The organism is Aquabacterium sp., assembly GCF_050725395.1.
GTDB lineage: Bacteria > Pseudomonadota > Gammaproteobacteria > Burkholderiales > Burkholderiaceae_C > Aquabacterium.
Window position 1 is genome coordinate 123990 of sequence record NZ_JBOHHL010000007.1, and the last position, 25400, is coordinate 149389.

Sequence of the window (25400 nt, forward strand, 5' to 3'; positions counted from 1 at the left end):
ATGGCGCCATCGTCATCAAGAGGATCGCCATGATCACCACCGCCGCCACTGTCCTGACCGCCCTGGTCGCCCTGCTGCACCTGTATTTCATGGTGCTCGAGATGTACTTTTGGGACAAGCCGCTGGGGCGCAAGTCTTTCGGCCTGAAGCAGGACTTCGCCACCGCCTCCAAGGGCCTGGCGGCCAACCAGGGCCTGTACAACGGCTTCTTGGTGGCAGGCCTGGTGTGGGGCCTGTACCTGGGCGCGGCCGGGCACGACATCAAGGTCTTCTTCCTGGGTTGCGTGATCGTGGCGGGTGTGTTCGGCGCAGCCACGGTGAGCCGCAAGATCTTCTTCGTGCAGGCCTTGCCGGCCATCATCGCGCTGGCTTTGCTGCTCGTGCAGAATGGCTGACCACCCCCAAAAACCGGAGGCCTCATGAGCGCGACCGACCGACACGTCACCTTCTACCACTCACCCCAATCGCGCTCGGCCGGCGTGCTGGTGCTGCTGGAGGAACTGGACGCCGACTACGAGACCTTCGCGCTCAACCTGAAGCTCGGTGAACAACGCCAGGCCAGCTATCTGGCGATCAACCCCATGGGCAAGGTGCCCGCCATCGTGCACGGTGAAGCCTTGGTCACCGAACAGGCCGCCGTCTACCAATACCTGGCCGAGCTGTACCCGGAAGCCGGTCTGGCGCCGGCTGTGGGCTCACCCCTGCGCGGCCCCTTCCTGCGGTGGCTGGCGTTCTACGGTTCGAGTTTCGAACCCGCCTTGATCGACCGAGCCCAGAAGAACGCGCCTCCGCCGGCGTCGACCTGCCCCTACGGCGACTTCGACACCATGTTCAAGACCCTGACCGACCAACTGGCCAAAGGCCCTTACATCCTCGGCGAGCAGTTCAGCGCCGCCGACGTGCTGTGGGCCAACGCCCTGCGCTGGACGACCATGTTCCAGCTGGTGCCCCTGACGCCAGTGATCCAGGCCTACATCGACCGGGTGACCTCGCGCCCAGCGGCGGCACGCGCCGCGGCCAAGGATGCGCAATTGCTGGCGGCCCGCGCCTGAGCGAGACCGACCATGGCTTTCAAGTTCTGCCCCCAATGTGCCCAGCCCTTGCTGGAGCGAGAGCTCGACAGCGTGATGCGCCTGGCCTGCCACGATCTGGCTTGCACCTATGTGCACTGGGACAACCCGGTGCCCGTGGTGGCCGCCGTGGTGGAGCACGAAGGCGAGATCATCCTGGCCCGCAACCGGGCCTGGCCCGTGCCTTTCTACGCGCTCATCACGGGGTTCCTGGAGAAATCCGACCCCAGCCCCGAAGAAGCCATCGAGCGCGAGGTGATGGAGGAGCTGGGCCTGCAGGCGCAAGGCGCGCACTTCATCGGCCACTATGCTTTCGCGCGCCAGAACCAGATCATCATCGCGTACCACGTGCCCGCCACGGGCATCATCACCTTGGGCGATGAACTGGTGGACTACAAGCGCATCCAGCCCGGCAAGGCGCGCTACTGGCCCTCCAGCACCGGACTGGCTTTGCGCGATTGGCTGATGCGCCAAGGGCACCAGCCCCAGGCCATCGATTTACCCAAGCTTTGAAGAGGGCTCGCCGTCGTCCTCGGCCTTGACCGGGATGTACTCGGGCAACCAGTCCATCTGGTGCCCCAGCTTCAAGGCCTTGGTGGCCAGGTAATGGTGGTTCTCGGCTTGCGAGGGGCTGCGCACCGGCACCCGCTCGACGACCTTCACGCCATGCTTCTCCAGCGTGGCCACCTTGCGGGGGTTGTTGGTCATCAAGCGCACGGCGTCCACGCCCAGTTGCGACAGCATCTGCGCCGCCACCTCGAAGTTGCGCAGGTCGGCCGGGAAGCCGAGGCGAAGGTTCGCTTCGACCGTGTCCAGCCCCTCGTCCTGCAAGGCGTAGGCCTTGAGCTTGTTGATCAGGCCGATGCCGCGCCCTTCCTGCCGGAGGTAGAGCACCATGCCACTGCCCTGCTTGCCGATCTCGTCGAGTGCGAAATGCAGCTGGGGACCGCAATCACAGCGCAGTGAGCCGAACACGTCACCCGTCATGCATTCACTGTGGACGCGGACCAGCGCCGTGCCTTGAACCTCGCCCATGACCAGGGCGACGTGTTCCAGGCCTGAAGGCGCCTCCTGGAACAACTTCATGGTGAACGTACCGTGGTCGGTGGGCACACGGGCTTGGGCCACCAGGGTCACCTGCTGCGAAACAGGGGCCTGGGGGCGACTGGAGTCTTGCGGCAAATTCATCAGCGTCAGCGGGAAAATCCCGTTCCTTATCTGGGTATTTTCGCAGATGAGTCAATACCCCCGAAATTCGACAGCCACGTGGCCAGTTCCGCCGCCGTTCGGACCCCCAGTTTGGAGAAAACACGGGCACGGTGGACTTCGACCGTGCGCACCGCGATGTGCAATTCGTCGGCGATGACCTTGTTGAGCTTGCCCGCCGCCACGCGGGGCATGACCTCGCGCTCGCGGTCGCTCAGGCTGGCCAGCCGGGCCAGGCCCTCGGCCTGGCGGGCGTCGTCCAACAGCATGGCCCGCTCGATGGTCAGGGCCTGCTCGATGCGGTCGACCAGGGTGTTGTCGGCATAGGGCTTTTCCAGGAAATCGAAGGCCCCCTTCTTGAGGGCCTCGACCACCATGGGGATGTCGCCATGCCCGCTCAGGAACAGCAGTGGGTTGCGGATGCCTTGCGCCAGCAGTTCCTCGTGCAGCACCAGGCCGGACATCGGCTCCATCCGCACATCGACCAGGAAAACGCCGCGCACAGGCCGCAAGCTGGTGGCCAGGTGGGACAGCAAGGCCGGCCCCCCATCGAAGCTGAACACCAGCAGACCGCGCGACCCCAGCAAGAAGGCCAGTGCGTCGCGCACCACGGTTTCGTCGTCCACCAGGTAAACGATGCCTTGGTCCGGTTTCATGCAGGATCCTCCTCAATGTTCTCGGTGTCTTCGGGGCGCAGGCAGGGCACGGTGAAGGACAGCGCCGCCCCGCCACCCGGCGCCTCCTCGGCATCCAAACCACCATAGTGCAGCTCGATGATCGAGCGGCAGATGGCCAGCCCCATGCCCATCCCGTCGGACTTGGTCGAATAAAAGGGCGTGCAGAGTTCATCGATGCTGCGGCCGCCCAGGCCCGGACCATTGTCGGTGACCACCACCTTGGCGAAACGGCCCCCGGCGCCCGGCAGAGTCTGGATGCGCACGCGGCGGGGTTGGCTCGCATGCGCCAGCTCATCGCAAGCGTTGCGCACCAGGTTCGCGGCCACCTGCTCGATCAGGATGGGGTCGGCCATGACCGTGGGCAGGTTCGGGTCCAGCTCCGTGCTCACGGCGATGCCATGCCGTGCGATATCACGGCTGAGCAAGGCCACGGCCGAAGCCACCACGTGGTTCAGGTCGCACGGCTCGCGCTGAGGCTCGCGCCGCGTCAAAAACTCCCGGATGCGCTTGACGATGCGGCCAGCGTGCGAGGCCTGCTCGCCCATGCGCTGCAAGGCCGCCAACAAGGCGGGATCGCTGTCGGCCTGCCGGCTCAGTGCGTTCAGCACGCCAGCGTTGTAGCTCGCGATGGCGGACAAGGGCTGGTTCAGCTCGTGCGCCAGGGTGGAGGCCACCTCGCCCAGCATGGTCAGGCGCGAATGGTGGGCCATGGTGTCGGCCTGCTTGCGTTCGCGCTCTTCCATGCGCTTGCGCTCGGTCACGTTCAGGATCGAGGCCATCCAGCCGATGTGCTGTCCCTTGGCGTCCACCAGCCGGGCCTCCAGCACCACCACCTCCAGGATGCGGCCGTCGCGGTGCTGCCAGCGGGACTCGTAACCCTCGCTGGGCGACTCGCCGGCCATGTTGCGGAGGTGGCGCTTCATCGCCTCTTCCCGCTCGCTTTCGGGCCAGTAGGGCATGGGCGGCATGACGCCGATCAGCTCTTCCGGCTGGTACCCCAGCATGTCGGCCATGGTCTTGTTGACGTAGACCAGGCGCCCATCCAGGTCGCGGGCGCGGATGCCCACGGCCAGGGAATCCTCCATGGCCGTGCGCCAGGCAGCCTCGGTGCGCCAGGCTTCCTCGGCGCGCGACACGCCGCGCATCTGGCGCCTGAGCATCCAGCTGGCCCCCAACATCAGCAGCACGAAGCCGCTCATCAGGAACACGGGCAGGCTGCGCCACCAGGGCACGATGGACTGGCGGGCGGACAGCTCGATGAAGGCCTGCGGGAGCGAGGGACCGGCCGGCATGCGGTACCAGGCCTGGTGCGCCAGGCGCGGGCCATCGGTGGTGGAGGCGATCACTTCGTCCAGCTCGTCGACCAGCCGGATGTCGTACTTGCGGGCCAGCCACCAGGGCACTTTCTGGCGCAGCAATTCGGCCGCGGCATAGCGTGCCACGAGCAATCCCGCCGGCTGGCCTGCGGTGGTCGCCAAGGGCACCGCCAGGTGCCCGGCCAGCCCCCCTTCGTCCGCCCCATTGCGCCCCAGCCCGTGGGCCGGCAGGCTGTCGTCGGGCACCTGGACCACGATGCGGCCATTGGCATCCAGCCAGGTCAGGCTGATCCAGAAACGACGCAAGCCATCCAGCACCAGGGCATGCTGGGAAAAGCCCCCGCGTGACACACCCTTGGCATTGACCGCATCGGCCAAGTCCTTGAGGCGAGCCGTTTCCACGTCGATTCGGCTGCTGATCTGCGCTTCCAGCGACAGCGCGTCGGAAATCATCTCGGCGCGCTGGCTCTCCCGGTCGGCCCGTTCCGCCGCACGCAACCAGGCCATCACCCCTCCTGCGAACACCAGGGACAACAGCAGCGGCCAGGCCCAAAGGTGCGGCAGGATGGACACCCAGGAATCCCAGGGGCGCAGCCGGGGCCGCGGCGGGATGGCCAGCGTGGGGCGAGGCGGCGCACTGATGGTGGGACTCATGGCTTCAAGTCTATGCCGGCCGCTACAGTGATCCCGGACCACGATGTTCAAATGTGGAACTCCACATGCCACCTTGGGCACCCGATGACCCACAATCCGACGATGAAGATGCGCATGACCACGCCGTGGCGGTTCGCACTGGCCATGGTCTTGACCAGCATAGGGGCCAACGCCTTCGCCGATGCGCCCATCGTGATCAAGTTCAGCCACGTCGTCGCGGTGGACACCCCCAAGGGCAAGGCCGCCGCCTTCTTCGCCAAACGCGCCGAGGAGTTGACCAAGGGCCAGGTGAAGGTCGAGGTCTATCCCAACAGCCAGCTCTACAAGGACAAGGAAGAACTGCAGGCCTTGCAACTGGGTTCGGTGCAGATGCTGGCCCCCTCGCTGTCCAAGTTCGCGCCCCTGGGCGTGAAGGAATTCGAGGTCTTCGACCTGCCATTTTTGTTCAACAACTACGCCGAATTGCACCGCGTGACGCAAGGCCCGGTTGGCCAGAACCTGCTCTCAAAGCTGGAAGCCCAGGGCATCACCGGCCTGGCCTACTGGGACAACGGCTTCAAGGTGTTCACCGCCAACAAGCCCCTGAAAAAGCCGGCTGATTTCAAAGGCTTGCGGATGCGCATTCAATCGTCGCGCGTGCTGATGGCCGAGATGCAGGCCCTGGGGGCCGAGCCCCAGGTGTTGGCGTTTTCAGAAACCTACCAAGCCCTGCAGACCCGCATGCTGGATGGCACCGAGAACCCGCCGTCCAACCTTTACACGCAGAAGATGCACGAGGTGCAAAAGCACCTCACCGTGAGCAACCACGGCTACCTGGGCTATGCCCTGGTCGTGAACAAGAAGTTCTGGGATGGCCTGCCCGCCAATTTGCGAAAGCTGCTGACCCAGGCGGTTGAGGAATCGACCAAGGTGGCCAATGACCAGGCCTTCGTGGCCAACCGCGATGCCATGGCCAACGTGAAGGCCGCCGGCAAGACCGAGATCCACATGCCCACGCCAGAGGAACTCCTGGCGCTCAAGAAAGCGCTGCTCCCCGTGCATGCACAGATGACCGGCCGCGTCGGCCAGGACACGCTCAAGGCCATCTACCGGGAAACCGGCTTCAAGCCCCCGGCCCCTTAACCAGTGTTGCGCAAGCCGGCCGCCACCCCGTTGATCGACAGGTGGATGCCGCGCTGCACCCGTTCGGCCACGGTCTCGCCCTCGACCTCGGAAGCGCGCGTGTCCTGCGCCTTGCGGTGGCGGCGCATCAGTTCGACCTGCAAGTGGTTGAGCGGGTCGACGTAGGGGAAGCGGTAGGCCAGAAAGTCCGCCAGATCGGGCTGGGCCGCCAGGCGTGCCTTCGCGCCGGTGATCAGGTTCAGGGCCTGGTTGGTCAAGTCCCATTCGGCGCGGATCGCGGCCATGATCTTCTTGCCCAGGCGCTTGTCTTCCACCAGGGCCACGTAGCGCTCGGCGATGGCCAGGTCGCTCTTGGCCAGCACCATGTCCATGTTCGACAGCAGGGTGCCGAAGAAGGGCCACTGTTTGTGCATGCGCTGCAGCAATGCCAGTTGGGCCTTGCGCTCGGTGCCCGGCTTGCTCAAGAAGCCCTCGATGGCCGAGCCCATGCCGAACCAGCCGGGCAAGGCGACGCGGCATTGGCCCCATGAGAAGCCCCACGGGATCGCACGCAGGTCTTCGATGCGGCGCGTGGATTTGCGCGAGGCCGGCCGCGAGCCGATGTTGAGTTCGGCGATTTCCCGGATGGGCGTGGCCGCGAAGAAGTAGTCGGTGAAGCCCGGGGTGTCGTACACCAGCTTGCGGTAGGCGGCCATGCTGGCCTGCGAGATCGCATCGGCCGTCTGCAGAAAGTTGCCGGGCACAGGCTTGCTGGGCTGGATCAGGCTGGCTTCCAGCATGGCCGAGACCAGCGTTTCCAGGTTGCGCCGCCCGATCTCGGGGTGGGCGTATTTGGAGGCGATCACCTCGCCTTGTTCGGTCAGTCGGATCTGGCCGTTCACAGTGCCGGGGGGCTGCGCCAGGATGGCCTGGTGGGTGGGGCCACCGCCCCGCCCGACCGTGCCGCCTCGGCCGTGGAACAGGCGCAGGCCAATGCCGTGGCTGGCGCGCAGCTCCTTGAACAGCGCAACCAGCGAGATCTCGGCGCGGTACAGCTCCCAGTTGCTGGTGAAGAAGCCCCCGTCCTTGTTGCTGTCGCTGTAGCCCAGCATGATGTCCTGCTCGCCTCCCGATCGCTTGACCAGGTCGGCGATGCCAGGAACGGCGTAGAAGCCGCGCATGATGTCGGTGGCGTGGCGCAGGTCGGCGATGGTTTCGAACAGGGGCACCACGATCAGTTCGGCCAGTGAATCGGCATCGTCCAAGGTCCCACGCATCAGGCCGCATTCCTTTTGGAGCAGCAGCACTTCCAGCAGGTCGCTCACGGTTTCGGTGTGCGAGATGATGTAGTGGATCAGGGCCTGCGGGCCGTAACGCCGGCGGGCCGTCGCGGCGGCTTCGAAGATGGCCAGCTCGCCTTTGGCCAGGTCGCTGTAAGTGGCGCCTTGCACGCGCAAGGGCCGGGCCTCGCAGAGCAATTGGCGCATCAAGGCTTGCTTGGCCGCCTCGTCCAGCTTGGCGTAGTCGGGCTCGACCTTGGCCGTGGCCAGCAATTCGGCGATGACCAGTTCGTGCTGGTCCGAACTTTGGCGCAGGTCCAGCGTGGCCAGGTGGAAGCCGAAGACCTGCACGGCGCGGATCAGGGGCTTGACGCGCAGGTCGGCCAGCACGGCGGCATGGTGGGTGCGCAAGGAGGTGTCCACGGTGCGCAGGTCGGCCAGAAACTCGTCGGCGCTGGCATAGGGATTCTGGGGGGCGACGGCGTGGCGCAAGGCCTTGGTGCCGGTCAGTTCTTCCAGCGTGGCGGCCAGGCGCGCATAGACGCCGGTGAGCGCCCGGCGGTAGGGCTCGTCCGCGCGGTGCGGGTTCAAGTCAGGGGAACGGTCGGTCAGCACCGCCATGTGCGGCGTGATGCCCACCAGGCGGCCAGACATCGACAGCTCGGCCCCCAACTGGTGCACCTCGGTCAAATAGTGGCGCAAGGCGACCTCGGCCTGGCGCGACATGGCCAGTTGCAGGGTCTGGGCGCTGACATTGGGGTTGCCGTCTCGGTCGCCACCGATCCACTGGCCCATGCGCAGGAAGGACGCCACTTCGCGGCCTGGCAAGGCACGCTCCAGCTGGGCGTACAGGCGCGGGATCTCGCGCAGGAAAGTGCTCTGGTAGTAGCTCAGTGCGTTCTCGATCTCGTCGGCCACGGTCAGCTTGGTGAAGCGCAGCATGCGGGTCTGCCAGAGCTGGGTCACGCGGGCACGCAGGGCCGGTTCGATCTCCTGGCGTTCGTCCTCGTCGGCGGTGTCGAGGCGGGCGATCAATTCGGCCACGGCGCGCTCGGCGTCCAGGATGGACTTGCGCTGTACTTCGGTGGGGTGGGCGGTCAGCACCGGCGACAGGTAGGCGCGCTTGAGCAAGGCGGCGATGTCGTCGGTGCGCACGCCTTCGTCGGCCAAGCGCTGGAAACAGGCGGCCAGCGAGCCGGGGGTGGCCACCTTGGCGGTGTGCTCGCGCTGGCGCACGTGGTGGCGGTCCTCAGCCATGTTGGCCAGGTGCGAAAAATAGCTGAAGGCGCGGATCACCGACACGCTCTGGTCGGCCGACAGGTTCTTGAGCAGGCGGTCCAGGTCCTTGCCGGCCACGTCGTCGCGGCGGGCGCGGTAGGCCACGGCCAGTTGGCGGATGCGCTCGATCAGCTCGTAAGCCTCGCGCCCATCCTGTTCGCGGATCACATCGCCCAGGATCCGGCCCAGCAGGCGGATGTCGCGCAGCAAGGGTGCATTGCGTTTGGCGGCGGTGGTTTTGGTGGAAGGGGAATTGATGGCGCTCTTGCGCGCAGGTGCCTTGGTGACCATGCCGTGTGAGGATTGAGTGGTGTGGTTGAGGGGCAGAAACCAGGTTTTAGCACCCGCACACAAACATCGTGCCAAGTCCCCAAAGTCCGTTGGTTCACCTGTTTCAAGGGAGCCACGCCCGGCACTTCCTCGCATACAATCCGCGCTGCTAGGAGAGAACCCTGCCGCACGTTACACGGGCACAGCGGGTCGCCGAAGGCGCAGGGTGGCTTGCCATCCGAACGCTCAGGCAAAAGGACTGGCAACACCTTGTTCGCAAGGTGATCCTCACTGGAGAGAGGTTGGCCTTGGAGCCAACCCACCGAAGGGGCAAGCCCGCGCCGCCATGGTCATGCCGTGGCGACGGGTCAATCTCTCAGGTAAAGCGGACAGCGAGGGCAGCACCGGGAAGGCGTTTTGCTTAACAGGCATGGCGTCCCCTGGAACCATGTCAATGCCCTCTTCCTGGCCTGGCGGTCAGGCACGCTCATGTCTGCAGACCTGCTCAAAACGCCCCTCCATGCCCTGCACATCGAACTCGGCGCCAAGATGGTGCCCTTCGGCGGCCACGACATGCCGGTGCAATACCCCACCGGCCTGATGACCGAGCACAAGCACACGCGTGCTGCCGCAGGTCTGTTCGACGTCTCGCACATGGGCCAGCTGCTGCTCAAGGGCGCAGATGCCGACAAGGCATTGGAGACCCTGGTGCCCGTCGACATCGTCGACCTGCCGGTGTTCAAGCAACGCTACGCCTTGTTCACCAACGACACCGGCGGCATCCTGGACGACCTGATGGTCACCCGCCGCGAAGACGACCTCTTCGTGATCGTCAACGCCGCCTGCAAGGAGCAGGACATTGCCCACCTGCAGCAGCACATCGGCCAGCGCTGCACCGTGCAGCCCCTGCCCGACCAGGCCCTGCTGGCCCTGCAAGGCCCGCAAGCGGTGACCGCCCTGGCGCGCCTGAATGCCGATGTGCAAAAACTCACCTTCATGACCGGGGGCCACTTCGTGCTGAATGGCGCCGATTGCTTCGTCACCCGCTCCGGCTACACCGGGGAAGACGGCTTCGAGATCTCGGTGCCCGCCTTTCAAGCCGAAGCCCTGGCCCGCGCGTTGCTGGCCCAGCCCGAAGTGAAGCCCATCGGCCTGGGCGCGCGCGACAGCCTGCGCCTTGAAGCCGGCCTGTGCCTGTACGGCCACGACATCAACACCGACACCTCGCCTGTGGAAGGCGCGCTGACCTGGGCCATCCAGAAGGTGCGCCGCGCTGGTGGCGCCCGCGCTGGTGGCTACCCTGGCGCCCGCGTGATCGACGAGCAACTGGCGCAAGGTGTGCAACGCAAGCGCGTCGGCCTGATCGGGAGCGAGCGCGTGCCCGTGCGCGAAGGCGCCCAAGTCATCGCCGAAGACGGCACGCCACTGGGCATCGTCACCAGCGGCTCGCCCGGCCCCAGCATCAACCAGCCGATCGCACTGGCCTATGTGTCATCCACCCACGCCGCCGTCGGCACGCCGGTGTTCGCCCTGGTGCGCGACAAGCGCGTGCCCATGACCGTGTCCACCCTGCCCTTCGTTCCCAATCGCTACTACCGCGGCTGAGCCGCACAGGAGAAACCTCATGACCATCAAATACACCCCCGAACACGAATGGCTGCAGATCGAAGCTGACGGCACGGCCATCGTCGGCATCACCGTGCATGCGCAAGACGCTCTGGGCGACGTGGTCTACGTCGACCTGCCCGCCGTCGGCGCCACTTTCAAGCCACAAGACGTGGCCGGCGTGGTCGAGTCCGTCAAGGCTGCCGCCGATGTCTACATGCCCGTGACCGGCGAGATCACCGAAGTCAACGAAGCCCTGCGCGACGACCCCTCGCTGGCCAACACCGACCCGCTGGGCGCCGGCTGGTTCTTCAAGGTCAAGCTGGCCAACCCGTCCGAGCTGGACGCCCTGCTGGACAAGACCGCCTACGACGACCTGGTCAAGAACGCCTGACCCGTATTCGCCCCGCCCCGCTGTACCTGATTGCCAAGCCCGACCATGCTGACCCACACCCCCACCCTCGCTGAACTGGAAAACGCCCGTGAGTTCCAAGCCCGACACCTGGGCCCCCGGGACGCCGAGCAGGCGCACATGCTGAGCAGGGTGGGCGTGGCTTCGCGCCAAGCCTTGATCGACGGCATCGTGCCCGCCTCGATCAAGCGCCCCGCGCCCATGGAACTGCCGGCCGCCTTGAGCGAAGCGCAGGCCTTGGCCGACCTCAAGCGCATCGCCAGCCAGAACCGCCTGATGCGCAACTTCATCGGCCAGGGCTACCACGGCACGCTGACGCCGGGCGTGATCTTGCGCAACATCCTCGAGAACCCCGCCTGGTACACGGCCTACACGCCTTACCAGGCCGAGATCTCGCAGGGCCGCATGGAAGCGCTGGTCAACTTCCAGACCATGGTGTGCGACCTCACCGGCATGGCCATCGCCAATTCCTCGATGCTGGACGAGGCCACCTCGGCCGCCGAGGCCATGACCCTGGCCGCGCGCGCCGGCAAGTCCAAGAGCACCCGCTTCATCGTTTGCCACGACGTGCTGCCGCAAACGCTGGAAGTGATCCAGACGCGCGCCAAACCCCTGGGCATCACGGTGGACCAGGTGCACGCCGCCAAGCTGGCCGACCACCTGACCAGCAACGACTGCTTTGCCGCACTGATGCAGTACCCCGGCGTGAACGGCCAGGTGCGCGACCTCAAGCCCTTGATCGATGCCTTGCATGCCAAGGGCGCGCTGGCCATCGTCGCCGCCGACCTGCTGGCCTTGACCCTGCTGGTGTCACCCGGCGAGTTGGGCGCCGACATCGCCGTGGGCAACACGCAGCGCTTCGGCATGCCCATGGGCAACGGCGGCCCGCACGCCGCCTACATGGCCACGCGCGACGACTACAAGCGTTCGATGCCGGGCCGCCTGGTCGGCGTCAGCGTCGACACGCATGGCAACCCCGCCTACCGCTTGGCCCTCCAAACACGTGAACAGCACATCCGCCGCGAAAAGGCCACGTCCAACATCTGCACGGCACAAGTGTTGCCGGCCGTCGTGGCCAGCATGTACGCCGTCTACCACGGTCCCGAAGGCTTGAAGCGCATCGCCCTGCGCGCGGCCAGCTACACCGCCATCCTGGCCGAAGGCTTGAAGGCACTGGGCCGCACGGTGGTTCACACCACCTATTTCGACACCATCCAGGTGCTGGCTCAGGGGGGTGACAAGAACGACCGCGACGCCATCGTCGCCGCCGCGCAAAAGGCCGGCATCAACCTGCGCATCGCCAGTGCCGACAGCCTGACCATCTCGCTGGACGAGACCGCCACGCGCGATGACGTCATCGACCTGTGGGCCGTGTTCGCGGCCGACAAAGCCCTGCCGTCGTTCGCCGCTTTTGAATCGGGCGTGGCCTTGGCCATTCCACAGTCGCTGCGCCGGACCAGCAGCTTCATGACGCACCCGGTCTTCAACACGCACCATTCCGAGACCGAGATGCTGCGCTACCTGCGTTCGCTCGCGGACAAGGACCTGGCGCTGGACCGCACCATGATCCCCCTGGGGTCGTGCACCATGAAGCTGAACGCGACCAGCGAGATGATCCCCATCACCTGGCCCGAGTTCGCCAACATCCACCCCTTCGCCCCGCAAGACCAGCTCAAGGGCTACGCCCTGCTCGACGAGCAACTGCGCGCCTGGTTGTGCCAGGCCACCGGCTACTCGGGCATCAGCCTGCAGCCCAACGCCGGCTCGCAAGGCGAATACGCGGGCCTGCTGGTCATCAAGGCCTACCACGATGCCCGGGGTGAAGGCCACCGCGACATCTGCCTGATCCCTGAAAGCGCCCACGGCACCAACCCCGCCAGTGCCCAGATGGTCGGCATGAAAGTGGTCGTCACCAAGTGCGATGCCGATGGCAACGTTGATCTGGACGATCTGAGGGCCAAGTGCGAGCAGCACAGCGCCAACCTTGCCGCCGTGATGATCACCTACCCCTCCACCTATGGCGTGTTCGAAACCCGCGTGAAAGAGCTCTGCGCCCTGGTGCACCAGCACGGCGGCCGCGTCTACGTGGACGGTGCCAACATGAACGCCCTGGTCGGACTGGCCGCGCCCGGCGAGTTCGGCGGCGACGTGAGCCACCTCAACCTGCACAAGACCTTCTGCATTCCCCACGGCGGTGGCGGCCCCGGCGTCGGCCCCGTCTGCGTGGTCGAAGACCTGGTGCCCTACCTGCCCGCCCACCGCGCCGCCGGCATCGGCACCGACAGCCAAGTGGGCGCCGTGAGCGCCGCGCCTTTGGGCAACGCCGCCGTGCTGCCCATCAGCTGGATGTACGTCCGCATGATGGGCCCCGATGGCCTGAAAGATGCCACCGAGATCGCCATCCTCAACGCCAACTACGTGGCCGCCCGCCTGGCCGACCACTACGACATCCACTTCAGCGGCGGCAACCCGGCCATCAAGGGCGGCGGCGTGGCCCACGAGTGCATCCTCGACCTGCGCCCCTTGAAGGACAGCAGCGGCGTCAGCGCCGAAGACGTGGCCAAGCGCCTGATCGACTACGGCTTCCACGCGCCGACGTTGAGCTTCCCCGTGGCCGGAACGCTGATGGTCGAGCCCACCGAAAGCGAATCGCAGTTCGAACTCGACCGCTTTTGCGACGCCATGATCGCCATCCGTGAAGAGATCCGCCTGGTCGAGCAAGGCCAATGGCCTCAAGACGACAACCCGTTGAAGAATGCGCCCCACACGGCCGCGTCTCTGCTCAAGGGCGAATGGACGCACGGCTACACCCGCGAGCAAGCCGCCTACCCGGTGGCCAGCCTGCGCCAACAGAAGTACTGGGTGCCCGTGGGCCGCGTGGACAACGTCTACGGCGACCGCAACCTGTTCTGCTCCTGCGTGCCGGTCAGCGACTACGCTTGATCACCAGGCGCCGCGCGACCAGTACCGGGACAATTCAGCGCTGCCGCCGCTCAGGAAGCGAGGTGGCGGTCTGGCTCAAGGCCAACACTTGCGCCAGCGCGCTGGCCAGTTGAGGTGCGCGCTCATCGGGTGAATCAAACAAGCTGTTGGTGTTCAAGCTGACCACCACGAAGCCATGCGAGGCTACCCGCTCGGCCAGCCAGGCGCAGTAGCCTGCTTGGCTTCGAGCAGGGCTGTGCTGGGGACGGGGCCGTGCGGTGCCGGCTCTGCGTGTGCCAGTGTGGCCACCAACAGGCCAGCCATCAACGTCAAAGTGCCGTGTTTCAAGCTGCGCATGGTGACCGCTCCGAGTTTCAAAATCAGTATTGCCCGCGCGTGTCGAACACCGACATCTCCGCGGTCTTGCTCCTCACGAATGGCGTGTAGCGGGCATCGCCATCCACAAAGCGCTTGAGCCACGCGACCGAGTACTTGGCCAGTGCGGTTTTGCACTTCTCGGCGCTGATCTGGATGCCGCACAGGTGGTCGGCGCCCGCCAGTTCGATCTTGGCGCTGGGCAGCGAGGCATTGAAGCTGGCGTAGAAGGGGTTCGAGTGCGCGCTGTTGGTGGCGATGAAGTCCTTCTCGTCCGAGATGATCAAGGTCGGCACCTGGACCATCGACCAGTCCTTGCTGGTGTGCCAGGGCGCCAAGGCCACCGCCGCCTTCAACGAGGGGTTGTCGCGGGCCGCGGCCAGCGTGCCGCCACCGCCCATCGAATGGCCCATGGCCGCTTGTCGCGTCGTGTCGATCACGCCGGAGTAAGGTGCGGTCGACGTCTTGCTCAGCGCCACCACCTGCTGCAGCGCCTTGGCCATTTGCGTTCCCCGCGAGTCGGGCTGGTCGAAGGTGCTGTTGAAGTTGACCGTCACCACGACGAAGCCGTGCGAGGCCACGCGCTCGGCCAACCAACGGTAGTAGCCCTGCACCGCCAGAAACCCCGGGGCCAGCACGACCACGCCAAACTGGCCCTCGGTTCGAACGGTGGGATAAAAGACCGTGCCCGCGCCATAGCCGCTCGGCGTGCCCACCGCCGAGCTGCCCACCGCAAAAGGCCCGGCGGCCGCTTCCAGTGATGCCACCGTGGGATCGGGCCCATGCACCTGGGCCTGCGCCATGCCGAAGGCCAGGGACAACACGGCGGCGCCCAGCAGGCGGCGCTTGAAGGCCGCGGCAGCGCGCGGCGCGGTAGAAGCGTGGATCGTCATGGCTTGCCCTCTTTGGTGTGGATTCGATCCAGACACTTTACGAAGACCGTGCAACGCACTGCACCTCGCACATACCCTGCTCACCCCCGGAACAAGGTGAGCACAGCACCGAGGGATGGATCAGCGACCGCGCTTCTTGGGCTTGGCGACCTTGGCAGGCTTCTTGGCACCTTGCCAAGGTTCCAGCTCGTACTCGATCGAGGCCATCGTGAAACGCAGGGTTTCCTTGTGCACCTCCGGCAACACCGCCCAGCGCCGTCCAAAACTGCCCGCGCACTCGCGGAACACCTCTTCCGTGCTGGCCACCACGATGCGGTTGCCGCCGCACTCGATGTCCAGCGCCATCACCGGCTCGCCAAAGGTCTGCCAGATGCGCCCGACCAGGCGCGTGCATTCGGGCTCGACGTCCGACAGGTTGACCACCAGGATGCCTGACCCGGTCAAAGCCTTGCGGCAAGACTTGTAGAAATCCAGGCTGATCAGCGTCTCGGGCTGGCCTTCGTAGTTGAAGCCATCCACCATGATCAGGTCATAGGTGCCTTGCTTGGTCTTCGCCACCACGGCCGCCCCGTCATCGCACAGCACTCGAAAGCGGTCGCTGTCGGGCGGCACCTTGAAGGCATCGCGCACCTCGATCACGTGCGGGTTGATCTCGACCACGGTGATGTCGGCCTGGGACAAATGCGCATGGCAGTATTTGGCCAGCGAACCACCACCCAGACCGATCATCAGCACCTTGGCCGGCTCGGGGTTCAGCATCAAGAAGGCCATCATGGCCCGCGTGTATTGCAAGTCCAAAGCGATCGGGTCGTCCAGCCTCATGCGGCTCTGGATCAGGCTCAGGTCGAACTGCATCGACATCGAATCGTCGTCGGTGCTGATGAAGGGCTTCAAGGCGTTGGCCTCGGTGAAGGGACGGGATTCTTCGAATTCAGGCATCAATAGATCAGTCGGTCAGGGCGCAGGTCGCGCAGGATGGTGGTGGCGATCTCTTCGATCGATTTGTGGGTGGACGACAGCCAGGCGATGCCCTCGCGGCGCATCATGGCCTCGGCCTGGCTGACCTCGTCCCGGCAGTTCTCCAGGCTGGCGTACTTGCTGCCCGGCCGGCGTTCATTGCGGATCTGCGACAGGCGCACGGGGTCGATGGTCAGGCCGAAGCATTTCTTCTTGTGCGGCTTGAGCATGGCGGGCAGGAAACCGCGCTCGAAGTCCTCGGGGATCAGCGGCACATTGGCCGCCTTGATGCCGTGCTGCATCGCCAGGTAGAGCGAGGTCGGCGTCTTGCCGCTGCGGCTCACCCCCACCAACACCACGTCCGAGGTCTCCAGGCTGCGCCCGGACTGGCCATCGTCATGTTCGAGGGTGAAGTTGATGGCGTCGATGCGGTCGTTGTACTCGCGGTCCTTGCTGGCGTCGCTGAAGCGGCCCACGCGGTGGTTGGATTTCAGACCGAATTCCTCTTCCAGCGGCTCCACGAAGGTCTTGATCATGTCGAAGACCTTGCCGTTGCACGCCTTGAGGATGTTGAGCACGTCGTCGTTGGCCAGGGTGGTGAACACCACCGGGCGCTTGCCCTCGCGCTCGCCCGCGGCATTGATCTCGCGCACCACCTGGAAGGCCTTGTCCACCGTGTCGATGAAAGGCCGGCGCACGTGGCGCGGCTTGACCGCGAACTGGGCCAGGATGGAGTTGCCCAGGGTTTCGGCGGTGATGCCGGTGCCATCGGACACGAAAAAAACGCTGCGGTCGGACATGGTGGTGCCCCGCCTCCCCCGGAATGCGTGCAGACACCCCGGTTCGAGGCCCTGGGGAAAGAGCTTGAACAAGCCAGGATCATAGGCTGCCCCCTACAATCCGATCAACTTCGTGTCCAGATCGGCCGCCCGCCCCACAAACACAACAACAGGGCGGTGGCCGCTCCGGCGCAGACCCATTTTTTTATCTTGGAGCTTTGTCTATGTCTACCCTCTTTGAGCCGACCGCCCTGGTCGTGCCCTTCGAACAGCTGCGCATGACCGATGTCGAGTCCGTTGGCGGCAAGAACGCCAGCCTGGGCGAGATGATTTCCCAACTGCCCGATGGCGTGCGCGTGCCCACCGGCTTCGCCACCACGGCCCACGCCTTCCGCGAATTCCTCAAGCACGACGGCCTGACCGACCGCATCAGCAAGCGCCTGGCCGCCCTCGACACCGAAGATGTGCGCGCCCTGGCGGCGGCTGGCGCCGAAATCCGCGGGTGGGTCGAAGCCCAGCCCTTCCCCGCCGACCTCGAAAAAGCCATCCGCGAGGCCTTCGTCACCCTGGCGGGCGACAACCTGCAGGCCTCCTTCGCCGTGCGTTCCTCGGCCACGGCCGAAGACCTGCCCGACGCCTCTTTCGCCGGTCAGCAGGAAACCTTCCTGAACGTGGTCGGCATCGAAGACATCCTGCACAAGATGAAGGAAGTCTTCGCCTCGCTGTACAACGACCGCGCCATCTCCTACCGCGTGCACAAGGGCTTCGCCCACGACGTGGTGGCCCTGTCGGCCGGCGTGCAGCGCATGGTGCGCTCCGACCTGGGCGCCGCCGGCGTCATGTTCACCATCGACACCGAATCCGGGTTTCAGGATGTGGTGTTCATCACCTCCAGCTACGGCCTGGGTGAAACCGTGGTGCAAGGCGCCGTCAACCCTGACGAGTTCTACGTGCACAAGCCCGCCCTGAAGAACGGCAAGCAGGCCGTGATCCGCCGCAACCTGGGCTCCAAACTGATCAAGATGGAGTTTGCCTCGCCCGAGGAAAAGGCCAAGGACGGCAAGCTGGTGCGCACGGTGGACACCACACATGAACTGCGCAACCGCTACAGCCTGAGCAACGAAGACGTGACCGAGCTGGGCAAGTACGCCCTGGTCATCGAAGAACACTACGGCCGTCCCATGGACATCGAATGGGGCAAGGACGGCGTGGACGGCAAGATCTACATCCTGCAGGCCCGTCCCGAGACCGTGAAGAGCCAGCAGCAAGGCAAGACCGAGCAGCGCTACAAACTCAAGAGCACCGGCACCGTGCTGGCCGAAGGCCGCGCCATTGGCCAGAAGATCGGCACCGGCCCCGTGCGCGTGGTGCACTCGCTGTCCGAGATGGACAAGGTGCAACCGGGCGACGTGCTGGTCACCGACATGACCGACCCCAACTGGGAACCCGTCATGAAGCGCGCCAGCGCCATCGTCACCAACCGGGGCGGGCGCACCTGCCACGCCGCCATCATCGCGCGTGAACTGGGCATCCCGGCCGTGGTCGGCTGCGGCAACGCGACCGAAAAGCTCAAGGACGGGGCTCTGGTCACCGTGGCCTGTTCCGAAGGCGACACTGGCCACATCTACGATGGCCTGCTGGAAACCGAGGTCACCGAAGTCACGCGTGGCGAAATGCCCCACGTCGGCATCAAGATCATGATGAACGTGGGCAACCCCCAGCTGGCCTTCGACTTCGCCCAAATGCCCAACAGCGGCGTCGGCCTGGCCCGCCTTGAGTTCATCATCAACAACAACATCGGCGTGCACCCCAAGGCCATCCTGGACTACCCGAACGTCGACAACGACCTGAAAAAGGCCGTCGAGTCGGTCGCCCGTGGCCACGCCAGCCCGCGCGCCTTCTACGTTGACAAACTCGCCGAAGGCATCGCCACCATCGCCGCCGCCTTCTGGCCCAAGCCCGTCATCGTGCGCCTGTCGGACTTCAAGTCCAACGAGTACAAGAAGCTGATCGGCGGTTCGCGCTACGAGCCGGAAGAAGAAAACCCCATGCTGGGTTTCCGCGGCGCCTCGCGCTACATCAGCGCCGAGTTCGGCGAGGCCTTCGCCATGGAGTGCGAAGCCTTGAAGCGCGTGCGCGTCGACATGGGCCTGACCAATGTCGAGATCATGGTGCCCTTCGTGCGTACCCTGAAGCAGGCGGAAAAAGTCACCACCATGCTGGCCGACCATGGCCTGGTGCGCGAATCGCAAGGGGGCAAGGATGGCCTCAAGGTCATCATGATGTGCGAAGTGCCCAGCAACGCCATCCTGGCCGACCAGTTCCTGGAGTATTTCGACGGCATGTCCATCGGTTCGAACGACCTGACCCAGCTCACCCTGGGCCTGGACCGCGACTCCGGCCTGGAAGTGCTGGCCCAGGACTTCGACGAACGCGATCCGGCCGTCAAGGCCATGATTTCGCGCGCCATCGCGGCCTGCCGTGCCCAAGGCAAGTACATTGGTATTTGCGGACAAGGCCCGAGTGACCACCCCGATTTCGCCGATTGGCTGGCAGAGGAAGGCATCGTGTCGATGTCCCTGAACCCGGACACGGTGGTTGAAACCTGGCAGCGCCTGGCTGCCAGGTGAGCCCCCAAGGGCGCCGGCATGGCGTCCTTGGCGCTGGCGCCTTTTCGCGCTATAATCTTTGGCTACCCATTTTGCTCGCGTAGTTCAGCGAGCAATCCCTTGCCGTCCGCGGGTTTGACGCTTCGCGACGGCTTCCATCCTGTCCGGTGACTTCATTTCAAAGGCGCCAGGCGGGGAATCCATAAGGAGCATTTATGCGTCACTATGAAATCGTGCTGTTGATCCACCCGGATCAAAGCGAACAAGTTCCAGCCATGCTGGAGCGCTACAAGACCCTGATCACCTCCACCGGTGGCCAGGTGCACCGCGTTGAAGACTGGGGCCGCCGTCAACTGGCGTACCAGATCGTCAAGCTGGCCAAGGCCCACTACCTGTGCCTGAACATCGAGACCACCAAGGAAACCTTGGTCGAGCTCGAAACCGGCTTCAAGTTCAATGACGCCGTGCTGCGTCACCTGACCGTGGTGAACGACAAGGCCCCCACCGGCCCGTCCATCATGATGAAGCAAGTTGAGCGTGATGAAGCCCGCAAGGCCAGTCACCAAGAGCAACAAGCTGCTGCCTGATTGATGCCGCAAGGCATCGCGTCCGCGTTCTCATGAACCGTGTGCTGTTGACAGCCCAGATCATCGAACGCAAAGCGCTGAGATACACCCCGGCCGGATTACCCGCCCTCGACCTGGTTCTGAAACACGAATCGGATGTCGTCGAAGCCCAGCAGCCCCGCAAGGTGGCCCTGGACATCAAGGCGGTGGCCATGGGATCGATTGCCGAGCAATTGGTCCGATTCGAGATTGGCGTGCCCTTCGGGCTGGCTGGTTTCCTGGGTGCCCCTCGCAACGGACGCGGCGTGCTGCTGCACATCACCGAACTCAACGACACTGTTTAAAGAGGTCATCAAATGCCCGCTCCACGTTCCAAGAACGGCAAGTTCTCCAAAGACCGCAAAGGTAAGCGCAACACCCAGTCGCTGCTGTTCCGCCGCAAGCGCTTCTGCCGCTTCACCGTCACCGGCGTCGAACAGATCGACTACAAGGATGTCGACACCCTGCGCGACTTCATCGCCGAAAACGGCAAGATCATCCCCGCTCGCCTGACCGGCACGCGCGCGATCTATCAACGCCAGCTGACGACCGCCATCAAGCGCGCTCGCTTCCTGGCCATGCTGCCTTACAGCGACCAGCACAAGGTCTAAGGAGTTTTCGACATGCAAATCATCCTCCTCGAAAAAATCGTGAACCTGGGTGCACTGGGTGATGTGGTCAAGGTCAAGGACGGCTACGCCCGTAACTTCCTGATCCCCACCGGCCGCGCTCGCCGTGCCACTGAAAAGGCCATCGCCGAATTCGAAGCTCGCCGCGCCGAGATCGAAAAGGCCCAGGCCGACAAGCACGCCGCGGCTCAAGGCCTGGCCGATCGCCTGACCGGCAAGACCGTCACCGTGAGCCAGAAGGCTGGCGTCGACGGCCGCCTGTTCGGTTCGGTCACCAACGCCGACATCGCCGAAGGCCTGAAGAAGGCTGGCTACGATGTGGCCAAGGCCCAAGTGCGCTTGCCCAATGGCCCCCTGAAGGTCACTGGCGAACACACCGTGTCCGTGTCCTTGCACACCGACGTGGTCGTGGAAGTGACCGTGGCCGTGGTGGGCGAAACCGCCTGATCCACAGGTCCTGCACCTCGCACGCCAAAGGCACCTTCGGGTGCCTTTTTTCATGGCTTTGTGTAGAAGTGGCGCCACGATTCGCCTGCCTTGGGCGAGGGCATGCAGAATGAGACTGGTTGACCTGCGGCTTTGAGCGTAAATTGTCCGATCCGGTGCTCGTGAATCCAGCCCTTTGATCAAAGGAATCACATGGCAATGAACATGTCGGTGCATTGGATGGCCACGCTGTCCTTGATGGCCAGCCTCGGATTCGGCGTCAAACCAGCGCTGGCCAGGCAACTTGATCTGGCAGACCTCAGTCTGGAAGAACTCAGCAACCTGCAGATCACGTCGGTGTCCAAGCATGCCGAGCCTTTGTCAGACGCGCCCGCCTCGGTGTTCGTCATCACCGCCGAAGACCTGCGCCGTTCTGGCGTGATGACCTTGCCCGACGCCTTGCGGTTGGCGCCCAATCTGCACGTCGGCCAGCGCAGCGCCAGCCAGTATTCGATCGGCGCACGGGGCCTCAACAACACGGCTGGCAACAAGATGCTCGTGCTGATCGACGGCAGGACCGTCTACACGCCCTTGTTTTCCGGGGTGTTCTGGGATGCCCAGGATGTGATGCTGGAAGACGTGGAGCGCATCGAAATCATCAGTGGCCCTGGGGGCACCTTGTGGGGGGTCAATGCGGTCAACGGCGTCATCAACATCATCACCCGTTCGGCCAAGGACAGCCAGGGTGTCCTGGCCACGGCCACCGGAGGCAACCGTGAATCGGGGGGCGGCGCGCGCTATGGGGGAAGATTGGGTGACCATGGGCATTTCCGGGTCTATGGCAAGTACTTCGACCGCCAGGAAACCCGAAGAGAGGATGGGGCGCCATTTGGCGATGCCTGGAACAAGGTCCAGGGAGGCTTCCGCGCCGACTGGACGCGTGACCAAGGCGATGAGCTGACCTTCCAGGGCGATGCCTACGACGCCAGCGAAGGCCAGGCGGCCCCCGGCACCATCACGCTGGGCAGCGTGGTCAGGCCACTGAACATGATTTCGATTTCGGGGGCCAACCTGCTGGGCCGGCTGACACACCGCCTGGCGGGAGGGTCGGGACTCAAGTTCCAGGCCTATTACGACCATACCCTGCGCGACGTGCCGGGCACCTTCAAGGACGAGTTGCACGTGCTCGACCTGCAATTCGAGCATTCGCTGCAGCCCATGGCCGGTCATGCCTTGATCTGGGGCGGTGAGTACCGTTATGGCGTGGACAAGGTGACCAACAGCGACTTCATCGCCTTTCTGCCGGCCCGGTCCGAACAGGTGTGGAGCAGCCTCTTCGCACAAGACAGGGTCGACCTTGGCCAGAATCTTCAATTGACCCTGGGCGCCAGGATTGAAACCAACCACTACACCAAGCCTGATTTCCTGCCCAGCGCCCGGCTGGCCTGGAAAGTGGCGGAAGACCATTCGCTGTGGATGGCCGCGTCGCGCGTTGCCCGCGCACCTTCCCGCATCGACCGGGACTTCTATTACCCGACCAGCGCCCCTTTCCTGATCGAAGGCGGTCCCAACTTCAAGTCGGAAGTGGCCAATGTCTATGAACTGGGATACCGTGGCCAACCGTCGGCCAAGACCTCCTGGTCGGTCACGGTTTTCCACACCGTTTATGACAGGCTGCGCACTTTGGAGCCGACCTTGGTCAACGGGGGATTGAGCCTGCCCTTGCGGTGGTCCAATGAAATGGACGGCCACACCACCGGCCTTGAAACCTGGGGCACTTACCAAGCCACGGCTTCATGGCGCTTGAGCGCCGGCCTGACCACCCTGCACAAAAATCTCCAACTCAAACCCGGCAGCTTTGGCCAGAATAATGGCACCGCCGCCGAGGGCAATGACCCGGACTTCAGCTGGAACCTGCGCTCCACCCTCAACTTCTTCGAGCGCTGGGAACTGGACGCCACGGTGCGGCGAGTCTCTGCCCTGCCCCTGCCGGCCGTTCCGGCCTACACGGCGATCGACCTGCGGCTGGGCTGGCGCCCCACCAATAAGCTGGAACTTTCGATGGGCGGCAGGAACCTGTTCATGCCAGCGCACGCCGAGTTTTTCAATGCGCCCACGCGCAGTGCATTGGCCTCGGCCGTGTACTTCCAGGTCGTCAGCCGGTTTTGAACGGAGGTCCTCGTTGATCCAAAGGCCCCAAGTGACGGGAATGCCAGAAGGGCGGCCAAGAAGACGCGCCCTCTTGCCGCGCGCCCTGATCTGCCTGGCCATTTGCCTGGCCTGCGCCGTCAATGCCCTGGCCGGCACTTCCGAGGTCGTTGAGTACCAGGTCAAGGCGGCGTTCCTTTACAAGTTCGGCACCTACGTGGACTGGCCTGCCCAGGCCTTCGCGCTGCCCGACAGCCCGGTCGTCATCGGCGTGATGGGCGCGGATGCCGTCGCCGATGAGATCGCCCAGATTTCAACCGGCCGAACCATCAACGGCCGGCCGGTGCTGGTGAAAAAACTGGGGCGGGGCGCTGCCTTGAACACCGTCCACATCCTGTTCATCGCACGCTCGCATGGTGCCGCTTTGGCGGACACGCTGGCTGCCACCAAAGGCCAGCCGATTCTCGTCGTCACGGAAACCGAGGACCCGCCGCCCAGCAGCGTGATCAATTTCGTGGTGGCAGGCGACAAGGTGCGCTTCGACATCGCCTTGCCGTCCGCCGAAATCAACAGCATCAAACTCAGTGCCCGGTTGCTGTCCGTGGCGCGCAAAGTGATCGGAGGTCCCTTGTGATGACCGTTCTGCGGGGCTCACTGCAACGCAAGCTGCTCGCGGTGATGCTGCTGTCGACGCTGGCCGCGCTGGTGGTGGCGCTCGGCGCGATGATCATCTACGACCTGCGGGCCTACCACCGCAGTTGGGTCAACGACATGACCGCCCAAGCCGAGCTGTTGGCCCGCACCTCTGCGCCCGCCCTGAATTTCGATGACCGCCGCGTGGCCACCGAAAACCTGGCCACCCTCCGCTTTCAACCCAAGGTGCAGGCCGCCGCCATCTACGGCCCCGGAGGCGCCCTCTTCGCCAGCTACAGCGCGCAGACCGCCCATGGAAACACCTTCCCCAAGAGGTCCGAGCCGGACAGCATCACGGTGAGCAAAGGCAGCCTCATCGTGTTCAAGTCCATCATCGAGAACCAGGACGTGGTGGGCGCGGTGTACCTGAAGGCCGACTATGAGTTGTTCGACCGCGTGGTGAGCTACGCCGGCATCGCCGTCGGGGTGTCGTGCCTGTCCATGCTGGTGGCCTTGCTGGTGTCCACATGGCTGCAGAAGATCGTGACGCATCCCATCCTGGACATCGGCAGGACCGCACGCGAGGTCGTCACCCAGCGAGACTATTCACGGCGGGTGAAAAAAAACAGCAATGACGAAGTGGGGGAACTGGTCGACTCCTTCAACAACATGCTGACCGAGATCGAGCGGCGCACGCAGGCGCTGGAAGCGTCCAACCGCGAAAAAGTGCGCGAGGTGGACGAACGGCGAAACGCCCAGCACGAGATCATGCGGCTCAACCAGGAGCTGGAGCAGCGCGTGCAGGAGCGCACCCGGCAGCTGGAAAGCTCGAACCACGAACTGGCCCTGGCCACCCAGGCCGCCGAAAGTGCCAACCAGGCGAAGTCCGAGTTCCTGTCCAGCATGAGCCACGAACTGCGCACCCCGCTGAACGCCATCATCGGCTTCGGGCAGTTGCTGACTTCGGACGTGATGTCGCCCACGCCCGAGCAGAAGAAGACCTTCACCGAGCACATCCTGAGGGCCGGCCGGCACCTGCTGGAGTTGATCAACGAGATCCTCAACCTGGCCCAGATCGAATCCGGCCATTTGTCCTTGTCGCTGGAACCGGTGTTACTCCAGGAAATCCTGCAGGACTGCCAGACCATGGTCGAACCACTGGGTGACCAGCGCGGCATCCGCACGCTGTTTCCCACTTCCTGCGACCTGAGCGTGATGGCCGACCGCACGCGCCTGAAACAGGTGCTGCTGAACCTGCTCTCCAACGCCATCAAGTTCACCGAGATGGGCCGCGTCGAGATCATTGCGTCAGCAAAGGCGCTTCCCGATGGCGCGTGGATGGCCGAGATCCGCGTCGCCGACACCGGGCCGGGCATGGAAGACGAAATCCTCAACCGGCTATTCCAGCCTTTCGTCCAGGCAGACGAGACAATCTCGCGCGAACATGGCGGCACGGGTCTTGGCCTGTCGATCACCCGCCGCCTCGCCGAACTGATGGGCGGCACGGCCTCCGCAACCAGCGACCCCGGCCACGGATCAATCTTCACCGTTACCT

23 protein-coding genes and 2 riboswitches are annotated in these 25400 nt (G+C 64.6%); of the genes, 15 read left to right on the forward strand and 8 right to left on the reverse strand.

Annotation, left to right across the window (positions count from 1 at the left end):
• Positions 1 to 29 precede the first annotated feature (29 nt).
• From ACREB4_RS06945 to ACREB4_RS06955, 3 genes are read left to right on the forward strand one after another with little or no spacing between them, the layout of a single operon-like run.
• Positions 30 to 395, forward strand: a complete 366-nt coding sequence (locus ACREB4_RS06945) for a DUF1304 domain-containing protein (RefSeq protein WP_431587476.1) — start codon at positions 30 to 32, stop codon at positions 393 to 395.
• A 24-nt stretch (positions 396 to 419) separates the two neighbouring features.
• Positions 420 to 1052 (forward strand): glutathione S-transferase family protein, encoded by a 633-nt coding sequence (locus tag ACREB4_RS06950; RefSeq protein WP_431587477.1) that lies wholly within the window; start codon positions 420 to 422, stop codon positions 1050 to 1052.
• 12 nt (positions 1053 to 1064) lie between these two features.
• Positions 1065 to 1583, forward strand: coding sequence for an NUDIX domain-containing protein (locus ACREB4_RS06955; RefSeq protein WP_431587478.1), 519 nt, complete (start codon positions 1065 to 1067; stop codon positions 1581 to 1583).
• On the opposite strand, the gene ribA is transcribed toward ACREB4_RS06955, so the two are convergent.
• The 3 genes from ribA to ACREB4_RS06970 are packed head-to-tail and all read right to left on the reverse strand — an operon-like array spanning position 1569 to position 4923.
• A complete protein-coding gene (gene ribA, locus ACREB4_RS06960) occupies positions 1569 to 2258 on the reverse strand; it encodes a GTP cyclohydrolase II (RefSeq protein WP_431587479.1) in 690 nt (229 codons plus the stop codon). The genes ACREB4_RS06955 and ribA overlap by 15 nt on opposite strands.
• Positions 2259 to 2284: 26 nt before the next feature.
• The gene (locus ACREB4_RS06965; RefSeq protein ID WP_431587480.1) at positions 2285 to 2932 is read right to left on the reverse strand and encodes a response regulator transcription factor; all 648 of its coding nucleotides are present in this window, start codon (positions 2930 to 2932) and stop codon (positions 2285 to 2287) included.
• Positions 2929 to 4923, reverse strand: coding sequence for a PAS domain S-box protein (locus ACREB4_RS06970; protein ID WP_431587481.1), 1995 nt, complete (start codon positions 4921 to 4923; stop codon positions 2929 to 2931). The genes ACREB4_RS06965 and ACREB4_RS06970 overlap by 4 nt, the downstream gene beginning before the upstream one ends.
• 102 nt (positions 4924 to 5025) lie before the next feature.
• Between ACREB4_RS06970 and ACREB4_RS06975 the strand changes: the two genes are divergently transcribed.
• On the forward strand, positions 5026 to 6045 hold the full coding sequence (locus ACREB4_RS06975; RefSeq protein WP_431587501.1) for a TRAP transporter substrate-binding protein: 1020 nt from the start codon (positions 5026 to 5028) through the stop codon (positions 6043 to 6045).
• Here the strand turns inward: ACREB4_RS06975 and ppc are convergent.
• Complete coding sequence (gene ppc / locus ACREB4_RS06980) at positions 6042 to 8873, reverse strand: phosphoenolpyruvate carboxylase (protein ID WP_431587482.1); 2832 nt, start codon at positions 8871 to 8873, stop codon at positions 6042 to 6044. The two genes, ACREB4_RS06975 and ppc, sit on opposite strands and share 4 nt — an antisense overlap.
• A 139-nt stretch (positions 8874 to 9012) precedes the next feature.
• A riboswitch (glycine riboswitch) is annotated at positions 9013 to 9124 on the forward strand.
• A 9-nt stretch (positions 9125 to 9133) separates the two neighbouring features.
• Positions 9134 to 9255, forward strand: a riboswitch (glycine riboswitch).
• Between the two features lie 86 nt (positions 9256 to 9341).
• Here ppc and gcvT point away from each other — a divergent pair.
• From gcvT to gcvP, 3 genes are read left to right on the forward strand one after another with little or no spacing between them, the layout of a single operon-like run.
• Positions 9342 to 10457 carry a glycine cleavage system aminomethyltransferase GcvT gene (gene gcvT / locus ACREB4_RS06985; protein WP_431587483.1) on the forward strand — a complete coding sequence of 372 codons (1116 nt, stop codon included), beginning with the start codon at positions 9342 to 9344 and terminating at the stop codon, positions 10455 to 10457.
• Between the two features lie 19 nt (positions 10458 to 10476).
• Complete coding sequence (gene gcvH, locus ACREB4_RS06990) at positions 10477 to 10851, forward strand: glycine cleavage system protein GcvH (protein WP_431587484.1); 375 nt, start codon at positions 10477 to 10479, stop codon at positions 10849 to 10851.
• Between the two features lie 45 nt (positions 10852 to 10896).
• Positions 10897 to 13812, forward strand: coding sequence for an aminomethyl-transferring glycine dehydrogenase (gene gcvP, locus ACREB4_RS06995; protein WP_431587485.1), 2916 nt, complete (start codon positions 10897 to 10899; stop codon positions 13810 to 13812).
• 34 nt (positions 13813 to 13846) lie between these two features.
• Here gcvP and ACREB4_RS07000 read toward each other — a convergent pair whose 3' ends face one another.
• From ACREB4_RS07000 to ppsR, 4 genes are all read right to left on the reverse strand, one after another.
• Positions 13847 to 13969 (reverse strand): hypothetical protein, encoded by a 123-nt coding sequence (locus tag ACREB4_RS07000; protein WP_431587486.1) that lies wholly within the window; start codon positions 13967 to 13969, stop codon positions 13847 to 13849.
• 202 nt (positions 13970 to 14171) lie between these two features.
• A complete protein-coding gene (locus ACREB4_RS07005; RefSeq protein WP_431587487.1) occupies positions 14172 to 15059 on the reverse strand; it encodes an alpha/beta hydrolase family protein in 888 nt (295 codons plus the stop codon).
• A gap of 120 nt (positions 15060 to 15179) precedes the next feature.
• Positions 15180 to 15998 (reverse strand): fused MFS/spermidine synthase, encoded by an 819-nt coding sequence (locus tag ACREB4_RS07010; protein ID WP_431587488.1) that lies wholly within the window; start codon positions 15996 to 15998, stop codon positions 15180 to 15182.
• Positions 15998 to 16816, reverse strand: coding sequence for a posphoenolpyruvate synthetase regulatory kinase/phosphorylase PpsR (gene ppsR / locus ACREB4_RS07015; RefSeq protein ID WP_431587489.1), 819 nt, complete (start codon positions 16814 to 16816; stop codon positions 15998 to 16000). The genes ACREB4_RS07010 and ppsR overlap by 1 nt, the downstream gene beginning before the upstream one ends.
• 203 nt (positions 16817 to 17019) lie before the next feature.
• Here ppsR and ppsA point away from each other — a divergent pair, with 203 nt between their 5' ends.
• From ppsA to ACREB4_RS07055, 8 genes are all read left to right on the forward strand, one after another.
• Positions 17020 to 19425: a phosphoenolpyruvate synthase gene (ppsA, locus tag ACREB4_RS07020; RefSeq protein WP_431587490.1), complete on the forward strand. Its 2406-nt coding sequence runs from the start codon at positions 17020 to 17022 to the stop codon at positions 19423 to 19425.
• 194 nt (positions 19426 to 19619) lie between these two features.
• Entirely contained in the window at positions 19620 to 19991 is a 372-nt protein-coding gene (rpsF, locus tag ACREB4_RS07025; RefSeq protein WP_431587491.1) for a 30S ribosomal protein S6, read from the forward strand.
• Between the two features lie 32 nt (positions 19992 to 20023).
• Entirely contained in the window at positions 20024 to 20314 is a 291-nt protein-coding gene (priB, locus tag ACREB4_RS07030) for a primosomal replication protein N (RefSeq protein WP_431587492.1), read from the forward strand.
• 12 nt (positions 20315 to 20326) lie between these two features.
• A complete protein-coding gene (gene rpsR, locus ACREB4_RS07035; protein WP_230182552.1) occupies positions 20327 to 20620 on the forward strand; it encodes a 30S ribosomal protein S18 in 294 nt (97 codons plus the stop codon).
• A 12-nt stretch (positions 20621 to 20632) separates the two neighbouring features.
• On the forward strand, positions 20633 to 21085 hold the full coding sequence (gene rplI, locus ACREB4_RS07040) for a 50S ribosomal protein L9 (protein ID WP_431587493.1): 453 nt from the start codon (positions 20633 to 20635) through the stop codon (positions 21083 to 21085).
• A gap of 192 nt (positions 21086 to 21277) precedes the next feature.
• On the forward strand, positions 21278 to 23233 hold the full coding sequence (locus tag ACREB4_RS07045) for a TonB-dependent receptor plug domain-containing protein (protein ID WP_431587494.1): 1956 nt from the start codon (positions 21278 to 21280) through the stop codon (positions 23231 to 23233).
• Between the two features lie 73 nt (positions 23234 to 23306).
• A complete protein-coding gene (locus tag ACREB4_RS07050; protein ID WP_431587495.1) occupies positions 23307 to 23846 on the forward strand; it encodes a YfiR family protein in 540 nt (179 codons plus the stop codon).
• Positions 23846 to 25400 (forward strand): ATP-binding protein (locus ACREB4_RS07055; protein WP_431587496.1); only part of this gene is annotated, 1555 nt, incomplete at its 3' end. The genes ACREB4_RS07050 and ACREB4_RS07055, both read left to right, overlap by 1 nt.